We start from the raw sequence: 20,875 nt of genomic DNA, 5'->3' as shown, positions 1-20,875 counted from the left end.
TGACTTCGGCTCGGCGCGGCGTGTGCCGACGGTGCCACCGAACCCCTCGGCTAGTACAGGCGCTCCCCCGCGTCGGTGTGCGGCGGTGGATCGCCGGCGCCGAGTTCCTTGACGACCAGATCCGCGTAATGGGGTGTGCTGAAGGCCGGTTCGGTTCCCGCCAGCAGGCCCGCCATGCCGGCGCCGTGGGTCTCGTCCACTGCCTCGAGGACGGGTTCGCCGTCGAGGAGCGCGGTGATGCGGGTGCCGTCGAACCTGAGCGTCAGACGCCGCCATCGCTCCGGGCCCGGGACGGCCGTCGCCTCGGCGAGGGTGTGCTCGCCGCCGGGGCTGCGGCCTCCGGCGGCGATGAGGGCCTGCTGCTCGGCGTCGCCGATGAGCTCGTTCGGGTCGTCCTTGCCGTTGACGGCGACCAGGCGGCAGGCGCCGTCGGCGGCGAGTTCGAACAGGTAGCACTTGGGGATGAAGCCGTACCCCGTGCCGACCTCGTTGACGCGGCCCATGAGGGCCGCGCTCTGCCCGGCCTCGAGCCGGACGTCGACGCTCACCTCGTAGTCGCTCCAGTCCGCGTCGCCGATGATCGTGTACGGCCGCCAGTCCGGCGCCCATGAGAGCGTCGGCGCCGGCACGACCTGCCGCAGGCAGATGCCGGCGCCCTCGGGCGCGGGCACGAGCTCGAAGGCCCCCGCGATGTCGGCGGTGAAGCGCGGCAGATGCCCGCGCGCGGCCGGGTCGCCGTAGCCGGCGAAGGTGTCGCGGTAGGGCAGGGGGAACGGGGCGCTGTCCGGCACCTCGGCGAAGCCGCCCTTGCGCTGGCCGGTGGTCGTCGACAGCGAGTACACCGAGTCCGGGTCGAGGTCGATCTCGATCGCGCCGTCCTCGATCGCCAGGAAGCCCATGTGGCGGAACTGCTCGGCGGCGTCGCTGCGCCACACCGTCACCGGGCCCTGCGCCAGGCCGCCGGGGACGCGCACGCGCAGCCGCTGCGGAGCGGCGGCGCCCTTGGTCTCGGCGATGACGCTGAAATCGCCTGCGGGCGAACGGAGTGCCACGACGCTGCCGCCGCCGTCGAGGAACGCGCAGGCTTCGTCGACATAGGTCCATCCGAGCTCGGTGAACTGGCCGTAGTGCGCATAGCCCCACAGCGCCTCCCGCACCCGGTAGTGGCCGCTCCACGGCTCGTGCGCCAGGATCATCGCCGGCTCCACGGCGTACGGCTCGATCGGGTACACCCCGGCGACGTCGTACCAGAGCACGGTCTTCGTCGCCTTGCTGCGCAGGTAGTTCTCGTTGAAGCACGCCACGATGCCGATGAGGCAGTCGAACCCCGGCCGGTAGACGTGGTCCTCGGTGTTCCAGATCGGCTTGCCCGCCGCCTCGGCCCACTCCTGCACCGCCGCAGGGGCGTGCATGTCGTTGCCGTACATGACATGCGCGCCGATCACGTCGATCGCCTTCGCGGCGTCAGGGTCGCGCCGCAGCTGGTCGACGAAGTCGAACTTGTCGTCGGGCCAGTTGTCGAAGGCGTGCAGCAGCACCGATGCGAACCCGGCCTCGTCCAGCGCCGCCCGGAGGCGTTTGGCGAAGTCGAGGCTCACGCCCTTCTCGTTGCGGCACCCGATCGCGTCGAGGTCGAGCCCGTGCACGTCCTGCAGCAGCCGCGCCCAGGAGACGTAGTAGTCGGCCATGTCCTGCGACCAGAACTCCCCCTCGCCGATCCAGCCCGGGGCGCTCCAGGCCACGGCGTCGAGGCTCAGCGCCGGGTTGCGGCGCTTCGCCTCCTTCATCACCCACCACGTGTAGCCGCGGTGCGCGTCCAGGTCGCCGCGGGTGTGCATGTGGCTGGGCATGGAGCCCTGGGTCGAGTTGCCGTCGCCGGGGACCTCGACGAGCATCGCGCTCACCGACGCCCCGAACTTCGGCGCGAACACGAGATCGAGGATCTGACCGCGCTGCGGTTCCGGATAGTCCTTGAGCAGCACCGAGGTCGCCCCGCCGCCGTTCACCGCCCCAATCCCGTCGAACCTGCGGTCGCCCGGGCCCTCCCGGAGCTCCACCACTTGGACTGGTCGTTGCACGCGCGCTCCAAAAGGGCGAGGGGCGGCCGGGGCTGGGGTGCGACCGGCCTCTTAGTTGGGAGACCGAACTTAACAAGCCGGTCGCGCCCGCGGCAAGAGGTTCGCGCAGGATTTCCTTTAGCGGGTCGACCATAGCGGAGGGACCTGGCGGTTTCGAGGTTCTCGGGGCCGGGGCCTGGTATCAACGGTAGGAGAGGGGCTGATGGGGTTCCTGGGCGCTAAGGCGGTCGGAAGATGCCGGATCTGGACTACGCCGCATGGTTCGCGGCGATGCCGTCCCCGTATGTCGTGGTCGGGCCGGACCTGACGATCGTCGCGGCCAACCAGGCGTACCTGGAGGCCACGGGGCGCACGCGGGAGCAACTGGTCGGGCACCAGCTCTTCGACGCGTTCCCGGAGAGCAAGGGCAACGTCGGGAGCCTGCGGAAGGCCAAGGGGTCGATCCAGCGGGTCATCGAGACCGGAAGGCAGGACTCGCTGATCCTGCACTACGCCATCCCGGTGGCGGACAAGCCCGGCGAGTTCGACGACCGCTGGTGGTCGCCGGTGTTCACTCCGATCTTCGGGGCGGACGGGAAGGTGGAGTACGTCTTCATCCGCTCCGACGACGTCACCGAGTTCGTGCGGTCGAGCGCCCTGAGCCACCAGATGCCGAGCGTCGAGCTCTCCGAACGGATCGCTCTGGAAGCGGAGCTGTACGACCGGGCGCGGGAACTGCACGACCTCAATGAGGAACTGCGGCAGGCGAACCTGCGCGACCGGCAGGTCGCGGTCACACTGCAGGAGGCCATGCTGCTCACGCCGGACCTCGAGAAGCACCCGGACGCGGCGGTGCGGTACCGGCCCGCCATCGAGTCGTTCAACGTCTGCGGCGACTGGTACGACCTGGTGGACCTGGCCGGGGACCGCTTCGCGCTCGGGGTCGGCGACGTGGTCGGCCACGGGCTGGAGGCCGCCGCGGTCATGGGCATGCTCCGCAGCGTGCTGAACGCCGCGATCCGCGCTCTGGAGCGGCCCGCGCACGCGCTCGAGGTGCTGACGCTGTACGCCCGCTCGATGGAGGGCGCGCTGAACACCACGGCCGTCGAGGCGCTGGTCGACCCCGGCAGCGGGCTCATCATCTACAGCAACTCCGGGCACCCGCCGCCGGCGCTGGTGCGCCCCGACCGCGGCTGCGAGCTGCTGGACCAGCACGTCGACCCGCCCCTGGGCGCCCGGCCGCGGCACGTGCCGTGCTCGCAGGCGGGACACCCGTACACCCCGGGGGACACGCTCGTGCTCTACACGGACGGGCTCATCGAGCGCCGGGGCGAGGGCATCGACATCGGCCTGGACCGGCTGTGCGAGGTCCTCACGCGCCACTGCGGGCAGAGTCCGCCGGACATGGCCGACGCGGTGCTCGAGGACCTCGGCGTGGCGGAAGGCGGCAACGACGACATCTCGCTGATCGTCGTGCGGCTGTGAGCGGTCAGCGGAGGGCGGCCCGGTACTGGCCGGGAGTCGTGCCCGCGAGCTTGGCGAACTGGGCGTAGAACGTGCTGCCGGAGCCGAACCCTGCGGCGTAGCCGACCGCGGTGCAGTCGAGGTCGGTGGTGGCGAGGAGGCGCTGCGCCTCGGCGACGCGGCGGCGCAGGAGGAAGTCGCCCAAGGTCATGCTCCAGGTCTTGCGGAACAGCGTCATCGCGTACTCGGTGTTGAGGTGGACGGCGGCCGCCACGTCGGCCGCCGTGATCGGGTCGCGGAAGCGGTCCATGATGAACGCCGCCATCTCGAGCGGGCGCGAGCTGGGGCCGGTCGCGGCGGGCCGGGCGCGGGCGGAGCGGAGCGTGCGCCGCATGAGCGCGTGGACTTCGAGGAGGGCGGCGACGCCGTCGCCGAGCGCGAGCTCGGACTCCCAGCGGCGCCACACGCCGGCGGCGTCCACGTCCGGCGGCATCGCGGCGAGCGCGGGGCGGCCTTCGAGGAGGGAGCGGAGGTCCGGCGCGGGGAGGTCCCAGGTCAGGAAGGTCGCGAGCGGCACGTGGACCCAGCAGATACCGGCGGGCTCGCCGGGCAGGGAGAGCAGGCGGTGCGGCAGGGCCGCCCAGAAGACGGCCGACTGGCCCGCCTCGACGCGGACGCGGCGCTCGCCCATGAGGTACTCGATGGCGCCGCTGGTGACGACGTTGAGTTCGATGTCGTCGTGGCTGTGGGCGCGGCCCATCGCGGGGGCGGTCCCGTGCGCGACCCAGAGCCCGGTGTCGGCGGAGTCCACCGCCGTCCCGCGCTTCATCCGATCGCCGCCCACGAGGGGCGATGCTAGCCGAGCAAAGGATCCCGGAGGAACGCCTAAGCGCGCCGGATTCGAGTTCGCTTCGTCACGGCTACCGTGATGCCATGACGACGAACTCCGCGCGCAAGCGCGCCGCGCAACTGCCGCCCATGGGCTGGAACAGCTGGGACTGCTTCGGAGGGTCGGTGACCGAGGACGAGGTCCTCGCCAACGCCGAGTTCATGGCCGCCCACCTCAAGGCGTACGGCTGGGACACGATCGTGGTCGACATCCAGTGGTACGAACCGAACCCCGGCGAGCACCGGTACAACGACGTCGCCGATCCGGTCCTGGACGCGTGGGGCCGCCAGCTGCCCGCGCCGAACCGGTTCCCGTCGGCGAAGGACGGGTCCTTCAAGCCGCTCGCCGACCGCGTCCACGCGCTGGGCCTCAAATTCGGCGTGCACATGATGCGCGGCATCCCGAAGAAGGCCGTCGAGCTCGACCTCCCGGTCCTCGGCGGCGACACCACCGCGTCCCGGATCGCCGACCGCGGCAACGCGTGCACCTGGAACCCCGACAACTTCGGCATCGATCACGCCGCGCCCGGCGCCCAGGCGTACTACGACTCCCAGGTGGCGCAGTTCGCCGAGTGGGGCGTGGACTTCGTCAAGCTCGACGACGTGCTCCACCCGCCGACGCAGGACGTCGAGATCGCCGCCTATTCGGCGGCGATCGACCGGTGCGGGCGGCCGATCGTGCTCAGCCTCTCGCCGGGCAAGGCGCTGTCGCTCGCGCACCTGGACGAGCTGCGGCGCCACTCGGAGATGTGGCGGATCTCGGACGACCTGTGGGACGACTGGTACGGGCTCAAGGAGATGTTCCAGCGCGCCGCGCGCTGGGCGCCGCACCAGGAGCCCGGTTCATGGGGCGACGCCGACATGCTGCCGTTGGGGCACGTCGGCATCCGCGCGCACGTGGGCGAAGACCGCTTGTCGCGGTTGACGATCGAAGAGCAGCGCACGATGCTCACGCTGTGGTGCGTGATGCGCTCGCCGCTGATGTTCGGCGGGCACCTGCCGGACACTCCGGCCGACACGCTCGAACTGCTCCAGAACGCCGAAGTGCTCGCGCTGCTGGGCAACCAGGGCAGCCGCGAGGTCGTGCGCGACCACTCGCTCGTGGTCTGGCAGGCCGACCTCGGCGACGCGGACGCGTGCGCGGTGTTCTGGCTCGGCGACGAGCCGGCGGACCTCGAGGTGCACCTGGCCGACGTCGGCGGCGCGGGCCGCACCGGCGCCCGCGACCTGTGGGCGGGCGCCGAGGTCCCCGTGAAGGACGGTGCGGTGCGGCTGCGGGTCCCGGCGCACGGCGCGAGGCTGCTGCGCCTGGAGTAGGCCTCAGGCGTCGCGCGCGGCCCGCCACTCCGGGGCGAGGACCGACCAGATCTCCATGTCGTAGCGTTCGCCGCGGTGGAGGTAGGCCTCGCGCGCGACGCCTTCCCTGGTCATGCCGAGCCGCTTGGCGACGTTGATGCTGGGGGTGTTCTCGGTCGAGGCCCACCAGTCGACGCGGTGGATGCCGCGCACCTCGATCGCCCAGTCGATGATGACGCCGACCGCGCGGGTCACGAGGCCCCTGCCGACGGCGGCGGGTTCGAGCCAGCATCCGGCTTCGGCGGTCTCCATGCGGAAGTCCATGCTGCGGAAGAGGACGCCGCCGACGAGGGTGCCGTCGAGCCAGATCCCCCACATCCGGCCGGTGTCGGCGGCGGCTTTCTCGGCGAAGGTCTCGAGGACCCGGCGGGCCGCGTCCGCGTCGGGGATGGCGTCGGCCATGCCGACGTGCCGCCCGATGAACTCGCGGCCGCGGTCGATGTGGGCCGCGAACTCTTCGGCCAGGTCAGGCGTCAAGGGGCGCAGTTCGGCGCCTTCGCCAAGGGAAGTCTTGAGCATGTGTTCCTCCGGGTGCGACCGCGCGGCGACAGACGACATGCTCTCACATCGCGCGGCCGCGCGGCAGGGCCAGTTATCCCTCGCGGTGGCGGTCGAGGCGTTCGGGGAGCGGTTCGAATCCGGCGGAGCGGTACGTGGCGACCGCGCCGGTGAGGGTGCTCGGGGTGCACACGAGCGCGCTCGATGCGCCCAGGTCGCGGAGCGCGGCGGCCGCGGCGACGCAGACGGCCCTGCCGTGGCCGCGTCCGCGGTGGTCCGCGTGGACGCCCATCGGTTCGATGATGCCGGGCCGGCCGGGCCCGGCGGACCAGACGGTCACGGCCGCGACGGCATCGGAACCGTCGTAGCCGATGAGGCAGCGGGCGTCGGCGTATTCGGGCCCTGCGGCCATCGCGCGCCAGTGGTCGGCGGCGAACGTGGAGCCTTCGAACGCGGAGCGGTGCAGCTCGGCGCGCAGCTCGGCCTGTGCGGGTCCGGCGGTCTCGATCCGCAGGCCCGGGTCCTCCACGGGTGCGGTCAGGTCGCGGCGCAGCGGCGTCCAGGCCTCGTCGGTGCCCCAGCCGACGGCGGCGAGGTGGTCGTCGAGGACCGCGCCGGTCGGCAGTTCGACGTTGGCCTTGCCCGCAGGAAGGACGCCGCGGTCGGGGTCGGCGATGTCGGCGGCCATCTGCTCGGCGAGGGCGGCGTCGCGGAAGCGTTCGGGCGCGGTCGTCACCCGCAGCACGTCGGCGCCGTCGAGGAACCCGAACGCGAGCACCCGGCCGTCCCGGCTCCAGGTCCGGACGGCCGCGGCCGTCTCGGCGGCCCCGAAGCGCCAGAACCAGCCGAGGTCGCCCGGGTGCAGCTGCATCGGCGCGTCGTCGGACTGCCATTCGCGCAGCGCCGCGAGCGCTCGGCCCAGGTCGGCGGTTCCCGGCGTGTTCAGTTCGATCCCCATACGCAGATGACACACTGCCGCGCCGGTCGGCCGCAACCGGTTATCGGGCGCGGTATCTTCGGCCTCGCAGGCTCGACGAAAGGACGCCCATGGCGCTCATCCTGATCACCGGGGCCTCGACGGGCCTCGGCGAGGCCGCCGCCCGGACGCTGGCCGGCGAGGGGCACGACGTCGTCGTCCACACCCGCGGGAAGGACCGGCTGCCGGCCATCGGGTCGCTGCACGGGGCCGTCCACGGCGACCTCTCGCGCATGGACGAGACCCTGTCGGTCGCCGAGCAGGCCGACGCGTTCGGCCGGTTCGACGCGGTGGTCCACAATGCCGGCGTGTACCGCGACCCCTTTGCGCTGCAGGTGAATACGGTCGCGCCGTACCTGTTGACGGCGGCGATGGCGAAGCCGCGCCGGCTGGTCTACCTCAGCTCGGGCTACCACCGGGACGGCTCGACCGACCTCGACGCGATCGACTTCGCCGAGACGCGGGCGCGGCCCGGCGCGTACGAGGACTCGAAGCTGTACGTGACCACCCTCGCGTTCGCGGTCGCGCGCCGCTGGGCCGACACCGTCGCGCACGTGGTGGACCCGGGCTGGGTCCCGACGCGGATGGGCGGCCCGGGCGCGCCCGGGGACCTCGAGGAGGGCCACCGGACGCAGGAGTGGCTGGCGACGGCCCCTGACGGCGCGATCGAGCCGCGCACCGGCGGCTACTGGTACCACCGCAAGGTCGCCCGCTCGCACCCCGCGGCCTCGGACCCGGACTTCCAGCACGCGCTGATCGAACGGCTCGAAGCCCACACCGGCGTCAAACTCGGCTAGGGCCTGTCCCCTGCGTCAGGGAGGGCGGTATCCGAGTCCGCTTGTTCGCTCGCAGTACCCGATTCACGGCTCGCGAGCGTCGCCGAGGCCGCGGAAGACCTTCCCGATACCGGGGTGGTACCGGGAAGGCCGGCGACGCGCCGGCACGGCGGGCCACTCGGCCGGATACCGACCGGTCTCTGATTCACAGGACAGGCCCTATGCCCGGTTGAGCCGGGCGGCCTGCTTGAGCAGGTGCGTGTGCTCGGCCATGACCACGGTGGCCTGCGCCGCCGCCTGGTAGAGGCGGGCCGCCTCGGCCCGGTTCCCCGCGCGCTCATGGAGGTACGCGGCGACGGCGTCGCGGCGCGGCAGGCCCGGATCGAGCGCCTCGACCAGGCGCAGCCCCGCGAGCGGGCCGTCGACGTGGCCCACCGCGACCGCGCGGTTGAGCGCCACGACCGGGCTGCCCGGGGTGAGCCGCTCGAGTTCGTCGTACCACTCGAGGATCTGCGGCCAGTCGGTCTCCTCGGCCGAGGCCGCGTCGTCGTGGAGGGCCGCGATCGCGGCCTGCGCCTGGTACTCGCCGACCCGGTCCATCGCCAGCGCGTGCTGCAGCAGGTCGACGCCTTCGGCGATCATGTCGGTGTCCCAGAGGGACCGGTCCTGTTCGGCGAGGGGCACGAGTTCGCCCGCGGCGGTGCGGCGGGCGGGGCGGCGCGCGTGGTGGAGCAGGAGGAGGGCGAGCAGGCCCGCGGCCTCGGGGTCGTGCGGCACGGAGGCGACGAGCTGGCGGGCGAGGCGGATCGCCTCGGCCGACAGGTCCTTTTCGGTCTCGTCGCCGGCGAATCCCTGGTCGAACATGAGGTAGAGGACGCGCAGGACGGCCCGCACGTCGCCGGGCTCCTCGAACCGCTCCCCCGCGAGGGTGCGCTTGGCGCGCGAGATGCGCTGCGCCATGGTGGTTTCGGGGACGAGGAAGGCACGGGCGATCTGGGCGGTGGTGAGGCCGCCGACGGCGCGGAGCGTCAGCGCGATGGCGGACGCGGGCGAGAGGGCGGGGTGGCAGCAGCGGCTGAGCAGCAGGAGCGTGTCGTCGACCTGCCCGGCGGGGCCGGGGGCCGGTTCGCGGTGGGCCGCGACCTCGCGCAGGACCCGGGCGGACGCGGAGCGGCGCGCGTCCAGGAACTTGCGCCAGGCGACCGTCACGAGCCAGGCCTTGGGCTCGTCGGGCGCGCCGCCGTCCCAGCGGCGCACCGCTTCGGCGAGCGCTTCCTGGACGGCGTCCTCGGCCGCCGCGAAGTCGGCTCCGCGGCGGACGAGGGCGCCCAGCACCTGCGGGGTCAGGTCCCGCAGGAGGTTCGGGTCGATCACTCCTCGACCGCCGGCGCTTCGCCGTAGAAGGGGCGCACCTCGAGCCATTCGTGGAGCGGCTTGCCGTCCTTGCCGGGCGCGGACGAGAGGTGGGCGGCGGCCTCGTAGGCGCGCTCCTTGGAGTCGACGTCGATGACCATCCATCCGGCGATGAGGTCCTTGGTCTCGGCGAACGGGCCGTCGGTGACCGGCGGCCTCCCCACGCCGCCGTAGCGGACGAACTCGCCTTGCGGGGCGAGGGCCTGGGCGTCGACGAATTCGCCGCGCCGCTTGAGGTCCTCGATCATGTCGTCCATGAACCCGATGTGGGCGGTGATCTCCGCGGGAGTCCAGTCGTCCATGGGCGTGGCGGCGTTGGCGTGCGGCTTCGGTCCGCCGCGGTAGTGCTTGAGGAGCAGGTACTTGGCCATGACGGCCTCCTTCGGTTCGGGCGGCTCGTTCGCCGCTGACAACCCTAGGACGGAGCCGGTCGGCGGTTCTCGACATCCCGGCGGGAGGTTTCCAGAAGTTTTTTCGAGCGGGTCGAATCCGCAGGTGGAGACGGTGAGGGCCCGGCCGATCACGGCCGGGCCCTCACGTCGCGTGCGTCAGATCGCCGTCCAGCGGCTGTCGTCGGCGGCGCTCGTCTCGACCGCCGCGAGGACCTTCTGGACCCGCAGGGCGTCGGCGAACGACGGGGTCGGCTGCTCGCCCTTCGCGATGGCGCCCACGAGGTCCACGACCTGGTGGGTGAAGGCGTGCTCGTAGCCGAGCCCGTGCCCGACCGGCCACCAGTTGCCCGTGTACGGGTGCTCGGGCTCGGTGGCCTGGATGCGGCGGAAGCCCGCGTTCGGCCCGTCCTCGGCGTCGTAGAACCACAGCGAGTTCATGTCCTCGAAGTCGAACGCGAGGGAGCCCTTGGTGCCGTTGAGCTCCAAGCGCATCGCGTTCTTGCGGCCCAGCGCGAACCGGGTCGCCTCGAACACGCCCACGGCGCCGCCGGGGTTTTCAGGGGTACCGGCGAATCGCGCGGTGAACAGAGCGGCGTCGTCAACGGTGACCGGGCCCTTGGGGCCGTCGGCGCCGCCGACGCCGCCCAGACCGACGAAGTCGCCGCCGACCGGGCGCTCCTTCACGAACGTCTCCAGGATCGCCGAGACGCCCGTGATCGGGGAGCCCGCGACCCACTGCGCGGCGTCGATGATGTGCGCGCCGATGTCGCCCAGGGAGCCCGAACCCGACTTCGACTTGTCGAGGCGCCAGGTGAGGGGCGCGTTCTCGTCGGTGAGCCAGTCCTGCAGGTACTGCGCGCGCACGTGCCGGATCGGCCCGAGCGCGCCCGATTCGACCAGGCGCTTCGCCAGCGAGAGGGCGGGCGTGCGGCGGTAGGAGAACCCGCACATCGCCAGCGCGCCCGCGGACTTGGCGGCCTCGGCCACGGCGGTCATCTGCTCGGCCTCCTCGACCGAGTTCGCGAGGGGCTTCTCGCACAGGACGTGCTTGCCCGCCTCGAGCGCCGCGATGGCGATCTCGGCGTGGAGGTTCCCGGGGACGCAGATGTCGATGAGGTCGATGTCGTCGCGCTCGATCAGGCGGCGCCAGTCGGTCTCGCTCGACTCCCAGCCGAGCTTCGACGCGGCCGCCGCGACCCGCTCGGGGTCGCGCCCGGCCAGCGCGGTCATGCGCGGCGCGAGCGGCAGGTCGAAGAAGCGCGGCGCGGTTCGCCACGCGTGGGAGTGGGCGGCGCCCATGAAGGCGTACCCGATCATGCCGACGTTGAGGGATTCACTCACTGTCGCTCCTCTTAGCGCTCAGGGCCTCCCGTACGGAAGGCCACGATTTCAGGACGGCGAGCACCTCCGGGTCGCGCTCGTTCGCGATCGCGGCGGTGTAGGAGCGGTCGAGCACGTCGTCGATCGCGACCCGCCGCCCCTGCGCCGCACTCTGCGTCGCGGCCTCGACCATAGCGAGGCTCATGATGTTCGCGTGCACACGCCCCATCGGCTCGGTGCTGTGGCGCAGCGCGGCGATGAACTGCCGCAAGGAGCCCGCGATGTCCCGGCCGTGGTCCTGGCCGGGGTCGAAGGGCTCGTCGGGGGCGGCGGTCGGGTCGTTCTCGCCGTCCCAGAGGACTGTGCCGCGCTCGGCCGAGACGCGCCAGGAGCCGTTCCAGGAGGTCTCGTGGCCGGGGCTGCACCAGGAGCCGTTGAAGGTGAAGCGGGCGCCGCCGTCCATCGCGAAGACCGCGTTCGCGGCCGCGTCGCCGGCGTACCAGCTCCAGGTCGGGTTGTACTCCTCGCAGGAGACCGAGACGGGGTCGGCGTCGAGGAGGTAGCGGGCCATGTCGAACTGGTGGATGGCCATGTCGAGCAGGAGCGGGCTGGCCATCTCGTCGCGGAAGCCGCCGAAGTGCGGCGACTGGAAGAAGTCGACCGAGACGATGCCGACCGCGCCGAGCCCGGCGAGCCGCTGCTTGGCCTGGTGGAGCGCCGGGTGGTAGCGGCGGTTCTGGCTGACCATGAACAGCTGCCCGGTGTGCTCGGCCGCCGCCGCGAGGGCGAGGCCTTCGGCGACGGTGGCGGCCACCGGCTTCTCTCCCAGCACGGGCAGGCCCGCGTTCAAGGCCGCGACCGTGACCGGGTGGTGCGCTTCGGGGATGGTGGCGTTGACGAGTCCGTGGGCGCCGGTGCGCCGCGCGAGTTCGATCGCGTCGGTGCCCGTGGCGAGGCCGGGGATGCCGGTGTCGGCGGCGGCCGACTCGGCGGATGCGGGGAAGAGGTCGGCGATGCCGACGAGCTCGGCGTCGGGGCTGGACTGGATGTTGCGGGTCCAGGCCCGGCCCATGCCGCCGGCGCCGACGACGACGAGTCGCAGCGGCCCTTCGGTATCGAGTGTCTTGAAGCTCATCGCTCGAACGCTCCTCGGTAGCCCTGGCCGTTGAAGAAGTCGTCGGTGTCGTAGCGCAGCAGGGTCGGCGTCTCGCGCTCGCGGTCGGGGCGGGCCCATTCGATGCCGTTGGCGATCACGTGGTTGACGTCGGGGTGGTGGTAGACCGGGAAGTCCTGGTCGCCGGGGCTGAAGTAGAAGATCCGGCCGAAGCCGCGGCGGTAGGTCATGCCGGAGCGGAAGACCTCGCCGCCGGTGAAGCCGGAGATGAAGATGAGCTCGTCCGGGGTGGGCACGTCGAAGTACTCGCCGTACATCTCCTGCTCGGGGATGACGATCGGGTTGGGGATGCCGCGGGCGATCGGGTGCTGCGGGTTCACCGTCCACACCAGTTCGCGGTCGTGCTCGCTGCGCCAGCGCAGCGTGCAGGTGGTGCCCATGAGCTTGGTGAAGATCTTGGACCAGTGTCCGGAGTGGAGCACGACGAGGCCCATGCCGGCGAGCACGTGGCGGTGGACGCGCTCGACGACCTCGTCGGCGACCTCGCCGTGGGCGGCGTGGCCCCACCAGACGAGGACGTCGGTCTCGTCGAGGACGTCGGAGGTGAGCCCGTGCTCGGGCTCGTCGAGGGTGTGGGTGGTGATCGTGGCCTTGTCGCCGAGCCAGGCGCTGACGCCCTTGGCGATCGCGCCGTGCATGCCGTCGGGGTAGCGCTCGGCCACGGAGGGCTCGACCTGCTCGTGGCGGTTCTCGCCCCAGACGACGACTCGGATCGGTGCGGTTGACATGTGTCTCCTTTGATGGGTTTCCGGTGTTGTGAGCTTAAAAACCGTTGGGCGCCAAGGCGCTCGCCTAGAGTCTCGGGTCGGTGCTCGACCGTTCGACGAGCGTGGGCGGCAGCAGCAGGTGCTCGGGGGTCTCGGGCTGCTCGATGACGAGGCGCACGAGGGCGGCGGCGATGGCGGCGGACGGCTGCCGGACGGAGCTGATGCCGACGGCGCCGAACGAGGTGAGGGTGGTGTCGTCGTAGCCGGTGACGGCCACGTCCCGGCCCGGTGCGAGGCCGCGGCTCTGGAGGGTGATGACGGCGCCGGCCGCGAGGGGGTCGGAGACGCAGATGATCGCGGTCGGCGGTTCGGGCGCGTCGAGGAGGGCCGCGGCGACGCGGACGCCGGTCTCGAGGTCGCGGCCGCAGTGCACGATCCGTCCGAGGGAGGCGGTGAGGCCGCGGCGCCCGCACGCGTCGCGGTAGCCGATCTCGCGCTGGGCCATGGTGACCACGCCGGTGTCGGCGCCGATGAACGCGAGTTCGCGGTGGCCCCGGTCGGCGACGTGGTCGACGGCCATCGCGATGCCTTGGGCGGCGTCGGCTTCGACCCAGCTCCAGGGGCTGGCGAAGGCGTCGCCGGTGCGGCCGTAGGCGGCGAAGGGGATGCCGCGCTTGCGGAGCCCGGCCGGGCGGGGGTCGTCGGGGCCGAGGTTGGAGATGACGAACCCGGCCGCGGACTGGCCGAAGTACAGGTCTTCGCAGGCGGTAAGGAGCGCCTCGGTGTCGCGCTCGGCGACGAGGGTGAGGTTGCGGTCGACGGCCTGGCAGCTCTCGGCGAGGTCGTGGACGAACGCGTCCATGTACTGGTTGCCGACGGCGTCCTGGGCGGGCAGCGCGTACGCGATCTGGCGCGGCTGCGCGAGGCGCAGGCTGCGGGCGACGAGGTTGTTGCGGTAGCGCAGCTCGCGCATGGCGTCGTGGACCTTCGCGCGGGTGGCCTCGGAGACGATCTCGGGGCGGTTGATGACGTTGGAGACGGTCATGGCGGAGACGCCGGCGAGGTCGGCCACGTCGGCCATGCTCGCCTTGCGGGTGCCGCCCATGCGCCGGCTCCTCTCTGCAGTGTCCCGGTCCGCAACAGATTTTAAGCATAAAAATGAGCGAGGGTCAATCCTGCCGATGAATTCGGGGAACGCTGGTCGTCAGTACCGGTGACCACCACTGAAGGAGATGTCATGACCGAGCCCCAGAGCGGCACCGTCCAAGCACCCGGCGCCGTCCTGCACTACGACGTGCGCGACGGCGACGGACCGACCCTGCTGCTCATCGGATCGCCGATGGCCGCGCCCGGCTTCGCCACGCTCGCGGGCCACTTCGCCGACCGCCGCGTCGTCACCTACGACCCGCGCGGGTCCGAGCGCAGCCGCCGCACCGACGGCGCCGCCGAGAACACCGTCGAGGAGCACGCGGAGGACCTGCACCGCGTCATCGAGGCCGTCGGCGGCGGACCGGTCGACGTGTTCGCCAGCAGCGGCGGGGCCGTGAACGCCCTCGCGCTCGTGGCCCGCCACCCCGGCGACGTCCGCACCCTCGTCGCCCACGAGCCGCCCGCGTCGGCCGAGCTGCCCGACGCCGAGGTGATCCTCAAGGTCTGCGAGGACATCCGCGACACCTACCTCGCCACCGGGTTCGGCCCGGCCATGGCCAAGTTCATCGGCCTGGTCTCCCACCAGGGGCCGTTCACCGAGGCGTACCGCGACCAGCCCGCGCCCGACCCGGCGGCGTTCGGGCTGCCGACCGAGGACGACGGCGACCGCGACGACCCGCTCCTGGGCCTGAACATGGTCACCTGCAACGCCTACCGGCACGACATCGCGGCGCTCGGCGCGGCGCCGACGCGCATCGTGCTCGCGGTGGGCGCCGACTCCGGCGAGATCCTGCCGGCCCGCGCCGCGCAGGTCCTGGCCGAGGCGCTCGGCACCGCGCCCGTGCTGTTCCCCGGCGACCACGGCGGCTTCCTCGGCGGCGAGTACGGCCAGACCGGCAAGCCCGACGAGTTCGCGGCCGCCCTCCGCGAAGTCCTGGAGGGATAGCGCGAAGCGGCGCCCCGGAGTCGTGGACTCCGGGGCGCCGCCGCGTCTGCGCGCTAGTCGGTGCCGAACTCGATCGCGGCGTGGTCCAGCAGCGCCTCGTCGTCCGGAGCCTCGCCGCGCGAGGCGATCGCGACCGCGCCGCCGGAGGGCATCGCGCCGATGAGGCCGGTCGAGGCGGCCTGGGCCGCGCCGATCGGGGTCGGGTGGGCGCTGCCGACCATGCCGATCCCGGCGTACTGCTCGAGCTTCGACCGCGAGTCGGCGATGTCGAGGTTCCGCATGGTGAGCTGGCCGATCCGGTCGTTCGGGCCGAACGCCGAGTCCTCGGTCCGCTCCATCGAGAGCTTGTCCGGGTGGTAGCTGAACGCGGGCCCGGCGGTGTCGAGGATCGAGTAGTCCTCGCCGCGCCGCAGCCGCAGGGTCACCTCGCCGGTAACGGCGGTGCCGACCCAGCGCTGGAGCGACTCGCGGATCATGAGCGCCTGCGGGTCGAGCCAGCGGCCCTCGTACAGCAGCCGCCCGAGCCGCCGACCCTCGGCGTGGTAGATCGCGAGGGTGTCCTCGTTGTGGATGGCGTTGACGAGCCGCTCGTAGGCGGCGTGCAGGAGCGCCATGCCGGGGGCCTCGTAGATGCCCCGGCTCTTGGCCTCGATGATGCGGTTCTCGATCTGGTCGGACATGCCCAGGCCGTGCCGCCCGCCGATCGCGTTGGCCTCCAGGACCAGGTCGACGGCGGTGCCGAACTCCTTGCCGTTGATGGTGACCGGCCGGCCCTGCTCGAAGCCGACGGTCACGTCCTCGGGCTCGATCTCGACGAACCGGTCCCAGTGCCGCACGCCCATGATCGGCTCGACGGTCTCCATGCCGGTGTCCAGGTGCTCGAGGGTCTTGGCCTCGTGCGTGGCGCCCCAGATGTTCGCGTCGGTCGAGTACGCCTTCTCCTTGCTGTCCCGGTAGGGCAGGCGGCGGTCGGTCAGCCACTCGGACATCTCGGTCCGGCCGCCGAGCTCGCTCACGAAGCCCGCGTCGAGCCACGGCTTGTAGATCCGCAGCGAGGGGTTGGCGAGCAGGCCGTAGCGGTAGAACCGCTCGATGTCGTTGCCCTTGTAGGTGGAGCCGTCGCCCCAGATCTGCACGTCGTCCTCGAGCATCGCCCGCACCAGCAGCGTGCCGGTCACGGCCCGCCCGAGCGGGGTGGTGTTGAAGTAGGTGCGCCCGCCCGACTTGATGTGGAACGCGCCGCAGGCGAGGGCGGCCAGGCCCTCCTCGACGAGCGCGGCCTTGCAGTCCACGAGGCGCGCGATCTCGGCGCCGTAGGCCTCGGCCCGGCCGGGCACGGAGGCGATGTCGGGTTCGTCGTACTGGCCGATGTCGGCGGTGTACGTGCAGGGCACCGCGCCCTTCTCGCGCATCCAGGCGACCGCCACCGAGGTGTCGAGGCCGCCGGAGAAGGCGATGCCGACGCGTTCGCCGACCGGGAGCGAGGAGAGAACTTTAGACATGGTTATGAGTATGCATGATGCTGAATTTTCATGCAACTGGGGGGATGGCGCCGTTCCACGCTCCGGGACGCCGACCTGGCCTGATACGCCTGGGGCATGGCGAGCCTCACTGCCGGGCATGGAAGCGCACGAAAGAACGGGCCGCCCCGGTGGGGGCGGCCCGTTCGGAGACGTTCTCTAGACGGCCGTCGTGCGGGCGGCCTGCTGGGCACGGAGCGCGGCGAACATGGGCTTGCGGGACGGCGACTCGGCCAGGCCGCTGTGGAGGACCGCGGTGATCGCGACCGAGGCGGCGGCGTCGTCGGCGGCGGCGACCCCGGCGGCGACCATGTCGAGGATCTCGTCCGCCGCGGCGGAGACGAGCTCGGGGTCGGCCTTGCGGGAGGCCTTGGAGAACCCGAAGGCCAGGTCCTTGTCGGCGGTGACGTTCCAGACCGCGCAGGTGTGGAGGCGCGTGCCGTAACCGGTGCCCTCGATCCAGCAGTCGACCGCGTAGACGAAGGTCCGGGCGTCGTGGTCCCACAGCAGTTCGGCGTCGAGCATGTCCGAGAGCGCGGCGAGGCGCTGCGCCTTGGGGTACTTGGACTCGAGGACGGCCGTGGCCTCATCGCTCGAGAGATAGCTGTAGGTCATCCTTCAACGGTAGCCGCCCCGGTCGGCGTTCCCGCAAAGCCCGGACCGCTCGTTTCGGCGATCCGGGTGGGTGCTTCCTCACCGCGGACCCCTAAAACGGACATTAGGCCCTGTTGGGCCGCATATGTCCACCCGGAGGGTCAGCCGATCGCGTCGCAGTAGGGCTTCACGGTCTCGACGATCGTGGGGCCTTCGGCCTCTTCGACGCCGAAGAGCTCGGCGGCGTCGCGGGCCAGCTGCTCCTCGTCGGCGTTGGCGGCCACGTCGCCGCAGATCTCCCGGGCGCCGGCCAGGATCTCCTCGGGCGAGGCGTCGGGGACGACCTCCCACAGGTCGGTGGCGAGGTCGGTGGGCATCTCGGAGGCGAGCTCGTCCAGCGAGGACTGCCATTCGCCGGGGAGGGTGGGCGAGTCCGCGGGGATCTCGAGCCCGCCGTCCTCACTGCAGGCGCCGAGGGCCAGGAGGGCGCCGATGGCGAGGGCGGCGAGGGTTCGTCGTGCCGTCATTGGTTGCTCCGATCGCGTGATGTCCGGCCACGCTAACAGCCCGGGGGCGGCGAATTGTCCGAACCGCTCGCGCTTGCCGCATACGTCACCGCCGCCGCGGCACGGGCCCGGGGCCCGTGCCGATCCGCTTGCGGCACTGGCCATCTACGCGGCTTCCCACGCGAAGCCGTCGGCGTCGGTGAAGGTCTCGGCGCCGCCGAAGACGATGCGGTGCGAGCCGTCGCCCTCGGGCGAGACGAACGAGGTCTTCGCGGCGAACTTGCGGCTGTACAGCGAGAGCGAGACGGTGTCGCCGGGGGCCTCGAACTCGACGTACTTGCGGCCGAAGCTCTTGGCGACGGTGAGGCCGCGGTCGATGTAGAACTGCTTGGTGGCGGCGACGTCGGCGACGCCGATGCCGACGTTCACGGACTCGACCTCGCGGGTGACGGGCCCGGTGTTCTTCTTCTGGGAGGTGGCGATCTTCCAGATGTTGCCCGAGGGGTCTTTGAGGACGCAGCCGTAGCCCCACAGGCTCTTCTCGGGGGCCTTGATCGCGGTGGCGCCGGCGGCGACGGCGGTCTCGGCGAAGCTGTCGACGGTGCCGGGCTGGACCACCACGAGGGAGATGGCGAAGCCGCGGAAGCCGCTGCTGGGGTCCTTGGCGGGCCGGACCCGCAGCCATGAGTCCTCGCCGAGGTCGAAGGCGGCGGCGTAGAAGGCCTCGGCGGCGGCGGTGTCGTCGACTTCGAGGGTGACGGTCTGGATGGCGTTCACGGTGTTCTCCTTGACATATGCGCTGGTCTTGCTCATGTCCACAACGATATTTCCGGGAGGGGCCACCGTGCTTCTCGATTCCTGATCACCTCGCGGCGCGCCGGAGGGCCGGCCGCGGTTCAGCGGTTGAGCAGGATCTCGAAGAGGTCGAGCCGCCAGGCCGCGTCGCGGGCGACGAGGAACCCGACGATGCCGAGCACCCAGCCGGTCGTCGACGCGGCGTTCTTGACCATCCAGTCGTTGATGCGCTGCAGCACCGGTTCGACCGCGTCGCGGGCGACCAGCCGGGCAGCGAGCAGCACGAGCGCGGGCAGGACCATGACGAGGCAGTACCCGGCCATCGTCGCTGTGATCCCGGCGGCCCCGATCCCGGCGGAGGTGACCATGCCGATCGCGGCGAGGTACGGGAGCATCGTGGCGACCTCGATGGTGGCCGCGCCGAGCGCGAGGCCCATGAGGGGCAGCACCGAGGCGCGCGTGCGGGTGGCGCCTTCGCCTTCGGCCCCTTCGATGCCGAGGGCCTTCTCGCGCCAGCGCGCGGTGCGCCCGCCTTCGCCCTGCTGCTTCTTGGAGTCGAAGCGGAAGGAGAGCACGAGCAGGCCGACGCCGAGGACGAGCTGGACCCACAGCGCGGGCCTCGTGTCGAGGACGGCGCCGATGTCGTCGATGAAAGTGGTGGCGCCGACGGCGATGAGGAGGCCGACGGCGAAGTAGAAGACGGCGATGGTGGCGAGGTAGGCGAGCATGCGCCCGGCGCGGACGCGGCCGGGGGCGAGGAGCAGCCAGATGGGGATGAGCAGGGTCCCGAAGCTGGTCGAGTCGATGAGCGCGAGGGCCGCCAGGGAGGCGGCGAGTGCGAGGTCCATGTGCCGAGCGTAGGGATGCGGCGGGGGCGGGCGCGTCGGTCGCGGGATCGATGTTTCGGTGGGGGCCTGCATCTTTGGTGGCACGCCGTTGGGTGCGGTCGGGGCCGCCCGACCGCTTGATACCGCTTTCCGATAGTGTGCTCGGTCGATGCGTTCGCACCGCGCGGACATCCCCAAGGAGGCCGTCATGCCCCGGATCGCCGAGCCGGTCGTCGTCAATGACAACGGCGCATGGTGCTGGTTCCAGGACGAGCGCGCGCTCGTGGATCCGGCGTCGCAGACCCTCGTGGTCGGGTCGATCGCGGCCGCCGAGGGCCCCGGCGGCGAGGCCCGCTCGGGCAACGTCGAACTCGCGGTGGTCGACCTGGCGACCGGCACCTCGCGGGTCGTGGTCCTCCACGAGCTGTTCGAGACCGACGACCACGACGTGCCCGCCCTCTGGCGCCGCTCCGACGGCCGCTGGCTCGCCGTCTACACCAAGCACAAGACCGACGACCTGACCCGTTGGCGCATCAGCGAACCGAACGACCCCACCGCCTGGGGCCCGGAGCGGGTCTTCGACTGGAGCCCCCACACGGAGGGCCGCGGCGTCACCTACTCGAACCTGCGGGCGATGGACGGGCGGCTGTACTGCTTCGCGCGCGCGGTGAACGACGACCAGTGCGCGCTCGTCTCCGACGACGAGGGGGAGACCTGGTCGTACGCGGGCAAGCTGTTCACCCGGCCGAAGGTCGGCTACGTCAACGGCTACACCCGCTACGCCGCCGCCGGGGACCGCCTCCACCTGGTGACCACCGACCACCACCCGCGCGACTTCGACAACTCGATCTACCACGGCTACCTCGAGCGCGGCGCGCTCCACAAGAGCGACGGCACCGTCCTGGACCCCCGGGCGCTCACCGGGGAGGCCCCGTCGCAGGAGGGGCTGACCACGGTCCTCGCCGCGGGCTCGCGCTGGAACGGGGTGCGCATCTCGCACTGCTGGACCACCGACATCCGCACCACCGCGAACGGCGGCGTCGCCGCGGTCCTCACCGCCCGCGCGGGCGAGGAGGAGCTCGACCTCGGCCGCCGGCAGGCCGCCCCCGACCTCCGGTTCTTCTACGCCCGCATGGCCCCCGCGGGCGAATGGACGGTGCACGAGCTGGCGAAGGCCGGGCCCGGGCTCATGCCGCACGAGGAGGACTACACCGGGCTCGCCGCGATCGACCCGTACGACCCCGGCTCGGTCTACATCTCCACGTCGGTGGACCCGCGCGACGGCGCGGTCCTCCCCCACCGCGAGATCTTCCACGGCCGCGCCGCGGCGGCGGGCCGGTTCTGGGCCTGGACGCCGGTGACCGAGAGCTCCGATGTGGACAACCTGCGGCCGATCGTGGCCCCCGGCGACCCGTCCCGCGCACCGCTGCTGTGGTTCCGCGGCCCGATGACCGCCTCGCAGCACTACCGCTGCGAAGTGGTGCTGCTCGACATGCCGCGCCCCTGACGGCTCGTTT

General features: G+C 71.9%; 20 protein-coding genes. 5 read left to right on the top strand and 15 right to left on the bottom strand.

The window, feature by feature from the left end:
- Window positions 1-50: 50 nt before the first annotated feature.
- On the bottom strand, window positions 51-2,078 hold the full coding sequence (locus AB0K52_RS08285) for a galactosylceramidase (RefSeq protein ID WP_363527946.1): 2,028 nt from the start codon (window positions 2,076-2,078) through the stop codon (window positions 51-53).
- Window positions 2,079-2,312: 234 nt separating this feature from the next.
- Between AB0K52_RS08285 and AB0K52_RS08280 the strand changes: the two genes are divergently transcribed.
- On the top strand, window positions 2,313-3,542 hold the full coding sequence (locus AB0K52_RS08280; protein WP_363527943.1) for a SpoIIE family protein phosphatase: 1,230 nt from the start codon (window positions 2,313-2,315) through the stop codon (window positions 3,540-3,542).
- Window positions 3,543-3,546: 4 nt separating this feature from the next.
- Here the strand turns inward: AB0K52_RS08280 and AB0K52_RS08275 are convergent, their stop codons facing one another.
- Window positions 3,547-4,365: a helix-turn-helix domain-containing protein gene (locus AB0K52_RS08275; protein WP_363527940.1), complete on the bottom strand. Its 819-nt coding sequence runs from the start codon at window positions 4,363-4,365 to the stop codon at window positions 3,547-3,549.
- Window positions 4,366-4,454: 89 nt separating this feature from the next.
- Between AB0K52_RS08275 and AB0K52_RS08270 the strand changes: the two genes are divergently transcribed.
- Complete coding sequence (locus AB0K52_RS08270) at window positions 4,455-5,726, top strand: glycoside hydrolase family 27 protein (RefSeq protein WP_363527937.1); 1,272 nt, start codon at window positions 4,455-4,457, stop codon at window positions 5,724-5,726.
- A gap of 3 nt (window positions 5,727-5,729) precedes the next feature.
- Here the strand turns inward: AB0K52_RS08270 and AB0K52_RS08265 are convergent, their stop codons facing one another.
- The gene (locus AB0K52_RS08265; RefSeq protein ID WP_363527934.1) at window positions 5,730-6,284 is read right to left on the bottom strand and encodes a GNAT family protein; all 555 of its coding nucleotides are present in this window, start codon (window positions 6,282-6,284) and stop codon (window positions 5,730-5,732) included.
- Window positions 6,285-6,357: 73 nt separating this feature from the next.
- On the bottom strand, window positions 6,358-7,221 hold the full coding sequence (locus AB0K52_RS08260) for a GNAT family N-acetyltransferase (protein WP_363527931.1): 864 nt from the start codon (window positions 7,219-7,221) through the stop codon (window positions 6,358-6,360).
- Window positions 7,222-7,310: 89 nt separating this feature from the next.
- Here AB0K52_RS08260 and AB0K52_RS08255 point away from each other — a divergent pair, with 89 nt between their 5' ends.
- Window positions 7,311-8,036 (top strand): SDR family NAD(P)-dependent oxidoreductase, encoded by a 726-nt coding sequence (locus tag AB0K52_RS08255; protein WP_363527928.1) that lies wholly within the window; start codon window positions 7,311-7,313, stop codon window positions 8,034-8,036.
- A 198-nt stretch (window positions 8,037-8,234) separates the two neighbouring features.
- Here AB0K52_RS08255 and AB0K52_RS08250 read toward each other — a convergent pair whose 3' ends face one another.
- The 6 genes from AB0K52_RS08250 to AB0K52_RS08225 form a co-directional block, all read right to left on the bottom strand.
- Window positions 8,235-9,386 (bottom strand): DUF6596 domain-containing protein, encoded by a 1,152-nt coding sequence (locus tag AB0K52_RS08250; protein WP_363528408.1) that lies wholly within the window; start codon window positions 9,384-9,386, stop codon window positions 8,235-8,237.
- Window positions 9,386-9,799: a YciI family protein gene (locus tag AB0K52_RS08245; protein WP_363527925.1), complete on the bottom strand. Its 414-nt coding sequence runs from the start codon at window positions 9,797-9,799 to the stop codon at window positions 9,386-9,388. Before AB0K52_RS08245 ends, AB0K52_RS08250 begins: the two co-directional genes overlap by 1 nt.
- A 177-nt stretch (window positions 9,800-9,976) precedes the next feature.
- The gene (locus AB0K52_RS08240; RefSeq protein WP_363528405.1) at window positions 9,977-11,137 is read right to left on the bottom strand and encodes a Gfo/Idh/MocA family oxidoreductase; all 1,161 of its coding nucleotides are present in this window, start codon (window positions 11,135-11,137) and stop codon (window positions 9,977-9,979) included.
- Between the two features lie 16 nt (window positions 11,138-11,153).
- Entirely contained in the window at window positions 11,154-12,275 is a 1,122-nt protein-coding gene (locus AB0K52_RS08235; protein WP_363527922.1) for a Gfo/Idh/MocA family oxidoreductase, read from the bottom strand.
- Window positions 12,272-13,042, bottom strand: coding sequence for a ThuA domain-containing protein (locus tag AB0K52_RS08230; protein WP_208494214.1), 771 nt, complete (start codon window positions 13,040-13,042; stop codon window positions 12,272-12,274). Before AB0K52_RS08230 ends, AB0K52_RS08235 begins: the two co-directional genes overlap by 4 nt.
- A 64-nt stretch (window positions 13,043-13,106) precedes the next feature.
- The gene (locus AB0K52_RS08225) at window positions 13,107-14,126 is read right to left on the bottom strand and encodes a LacI family DNA-binding transcriptional regulator (RefSeq protein WP_363527919.1); all 1,020 of its coding nucleotides are present in this window, start codon (window positions 14,124-14,126) and stop codon (window positions 13,107-13,109) included.
- A 132-nt stretch (window positions 14,127-14,258) separates the two neighbouring features.
- Between AB0K52_RS08225 and AB0K52_RS08220 the strand changes: the two genes are divergently transcribed.
- Window positions 14,259-15,116, top strand: a complete 858-nt coding sequence (locus AB0K52_RS08220) for an alpha/beta hydrolase (protein WP_363527916.1) — start codon at window positions 14,259-14,261, stop codon at window positions 15,114-15,116.
- A gap of 53 nt (window positions 15,117-15,169) precedes the next feature.
- Here the strand turns inward: AB0K52_RS08220 and argG are convergent, their stop codons facing one another.
- The 5 genes from argG to AB0K52_RS08195 form a co-directional block, all read right to left on the bottom strand.
- Window positions 15,170-16,618, bottom strand: a complete 1,449-nt coding sequence (argG, locus tag AB0K52_RS08215; protein ID WP_363527913.1) for an argininosuccinate synthase — start codon at window positions 16,616-16,618, stop codon at window positions 15,170-15,172.
- A gap of 177 nt (window positions 16,619-16,795) precedes the next feature.
- Window positions 16,796-17,251: a hypothetical protein gene (locus AB0K52_RS08210; protein WP_208494210.1), complete on the bottom strand. Its 456-nt coding sequence runs from the start codon at window positions 17,249-17,251 to the stop codon at window positions 16,796-16,798.
- A 140-nt stretch (window positions 17,252-17,391) separates the two neighbouring features.
- Complete coding sequence (locus tag AB0K52_RS08205) at window positions 17,392-17,757, bottom strand: hypothetical protein (RefSeq protein ID WP_363527910.1); 366 nt, start codon at window positions 17,755-17,757, stop codon at window positions 17,392-17,394.
- A gap of 144 nt (window positions 17,758-17,901) precedes the next feature.
- Window positions 17,902-18,513, bottom strand: a complete 612-nt coding sequence (locus tag AB0K52_RS08200) for a glyoxalase (protein ID WP_363528402.1) — start codon at window positions 18,511-18,513, stop codon at window positions 17,902-17,904.
- Between the two features lie 119 nt (window positions 18,514-18,632).
- Window positions 18,633-19,379: a GAP family protein gene (locus AB0K52_RS08195; protein WP_363527908.1), complete on the bottom strand. Its 747-nt coding sequence runs from the start codon at window positions 19,377-19,379 to the stop codon at window positions 18,633-18,635.
- Window positions 19,380-19,527: 148 nt separating this feature from the next.
- On the opposite strand from AB0K52_RS08195, the gene AB0K52_RS08190 reads away from it, so the two are divergent.
- Window positions 19,528-20,865 carry a BNR-4 repeat-containing protein gene (locus AB0K52_RS08190; RefSeq protein ID WP_363527906.1) on the top strand — a complete coding sequence of 446 codons (1,338 nt, stop codon included), beginning with the start codon at window positions 19,528-19,530 and terminating at the stop codon, window positions 20,863-20,865.
- Window positions 20,866-20,875: the final 10 nt, after the last annotated feature.

This window comes from Glycomyces sp. NPDC049804 (assembly GCF_040674615.1).
GTDB lineage: Bacteria > Actinomycetota > Actinomycetes > Mycobacteriales > Micromonosporaceae > Glycomyces > Glycomyces niveus.
Note: the sequence above shows the minus strand (reverse complement) of the source record. Positions and strands in the feature narration are given on the sequence as shown.

Bases quoted from the DNA above. Each gene is read 5' to 3' on its own strand.
- AB0K52_RS08265 (WP_363527934.1), bottom strand. From the start codon at position 6,284: ATGCTCAAGACTTCCCTTGGCGAAGGCGCCGAACTGCGCCCCTTGACG.
- AB0K52_RS08195 (WP_363527908.1), bottom strand. From the start codon at position 19,379: ATGGACCTCGCACTCGCCGCCTCCCTGGCGGCCCTCGCGCTCATCGAC.
- AB0K52_RS08270 (WP_363527937.1), top strand. From the start codon at position 4,455: ATGACGACGAACTCCGCGCGCAAGCGCGCCGCGCAACTGCCGCCCATG.
- AB0K52_RS08260 (WP_363527931.1), bottom strand. From the start codon at position 7,221: ATGGGGATCGAACTGAACACGCCGGGAACCGCCGACCTGGGCCGAGCG.
- AB0K52_RS08245 (WP_363527925.1), bottom strand. From the start codon at position 9,799: ATGGCCAAGTACCTGCTCCTCAAGCACTACCGCGGCGGACCGAAGCCG.
- AB0K52_RS08255 (WP_363527928.1), top strand. From the start codon at position 7,311: ATGGCGCTCATCCTGATCACCGGGGCCTCGACGGGCCTCGGCGAGGCC.
- AB0K52_RS08190 (WP_363527906.1), top strand. From the start codon at position 19,528: ATGCGTTCGCACCGCGCGGACATCCCCAAGGAGGCCGTCATGCCCCGG.
- AB0K52_RS08280 (WP_363527943.1), top strand. From the start codon at position 2,313: ATGCCGGATCTGGACTACGCCGCATGGTTCGCGGCGATGCCGTCCCCG.
- AB0K52_RS08235 (WP_363527922.1), bottom strand. From the start codon at position 12,275: ATGAGCTTCAAGACACTCGATACCGAAGGGCCGCTGCGACTCGTCGTC.
- AB0K52_RS08205 (WP_363527910.1), bottom strand. From the start codon at position 17,757: ATGACGGCACGACGAACCCTCGCCGCCCTCGCCATCGGCGCCCTCCTG.
- argG (WP_363527913.1), bottom strand. From the start codon at position 16,618: ATGTCTAAAGTTCTCTCCTCGCTCCCGGTCGGCGAACGCGTCGGCATC.
- AB0K52_RS08240 (WP_363528405.1), bottom strand. From the start codon at position 11,137: ATGATCGGGTACGCCTTCATGGGCGCCGCCCACTCCCACGCGTGGCGA.
- AB0K52_RS08220 (WP_363527916.1), top strand. From the start codon at position 14,259: ATGACCGAGCCCCAGAGCGGCACCGTCCAAGCACCCGGCGCCGTCCTG.
- AB0K52_RS08230 (WP_208494214.1), bottom strand. From the start codon at position 13,042: ATGTCAACCGCACCGATCCGAGTCGTCGTCTGGGGCGAGAACCGCCAC.
- AB0K52_RS08210 (WP_208494210.1), bottom strand. From the start codon at position 17,251: ATGACCTACAGCTATCTCTCGAGCGATGAGGCCACGGCCGTCCTCGAG.
- AB0K52_RS08225 (WP_363527919.1), bottom strand. From the start codon at position 14,126: ATGGGCGGCACCCGCAAGGCGAGCATGGCCGACGTGGCCGACCTCGCC.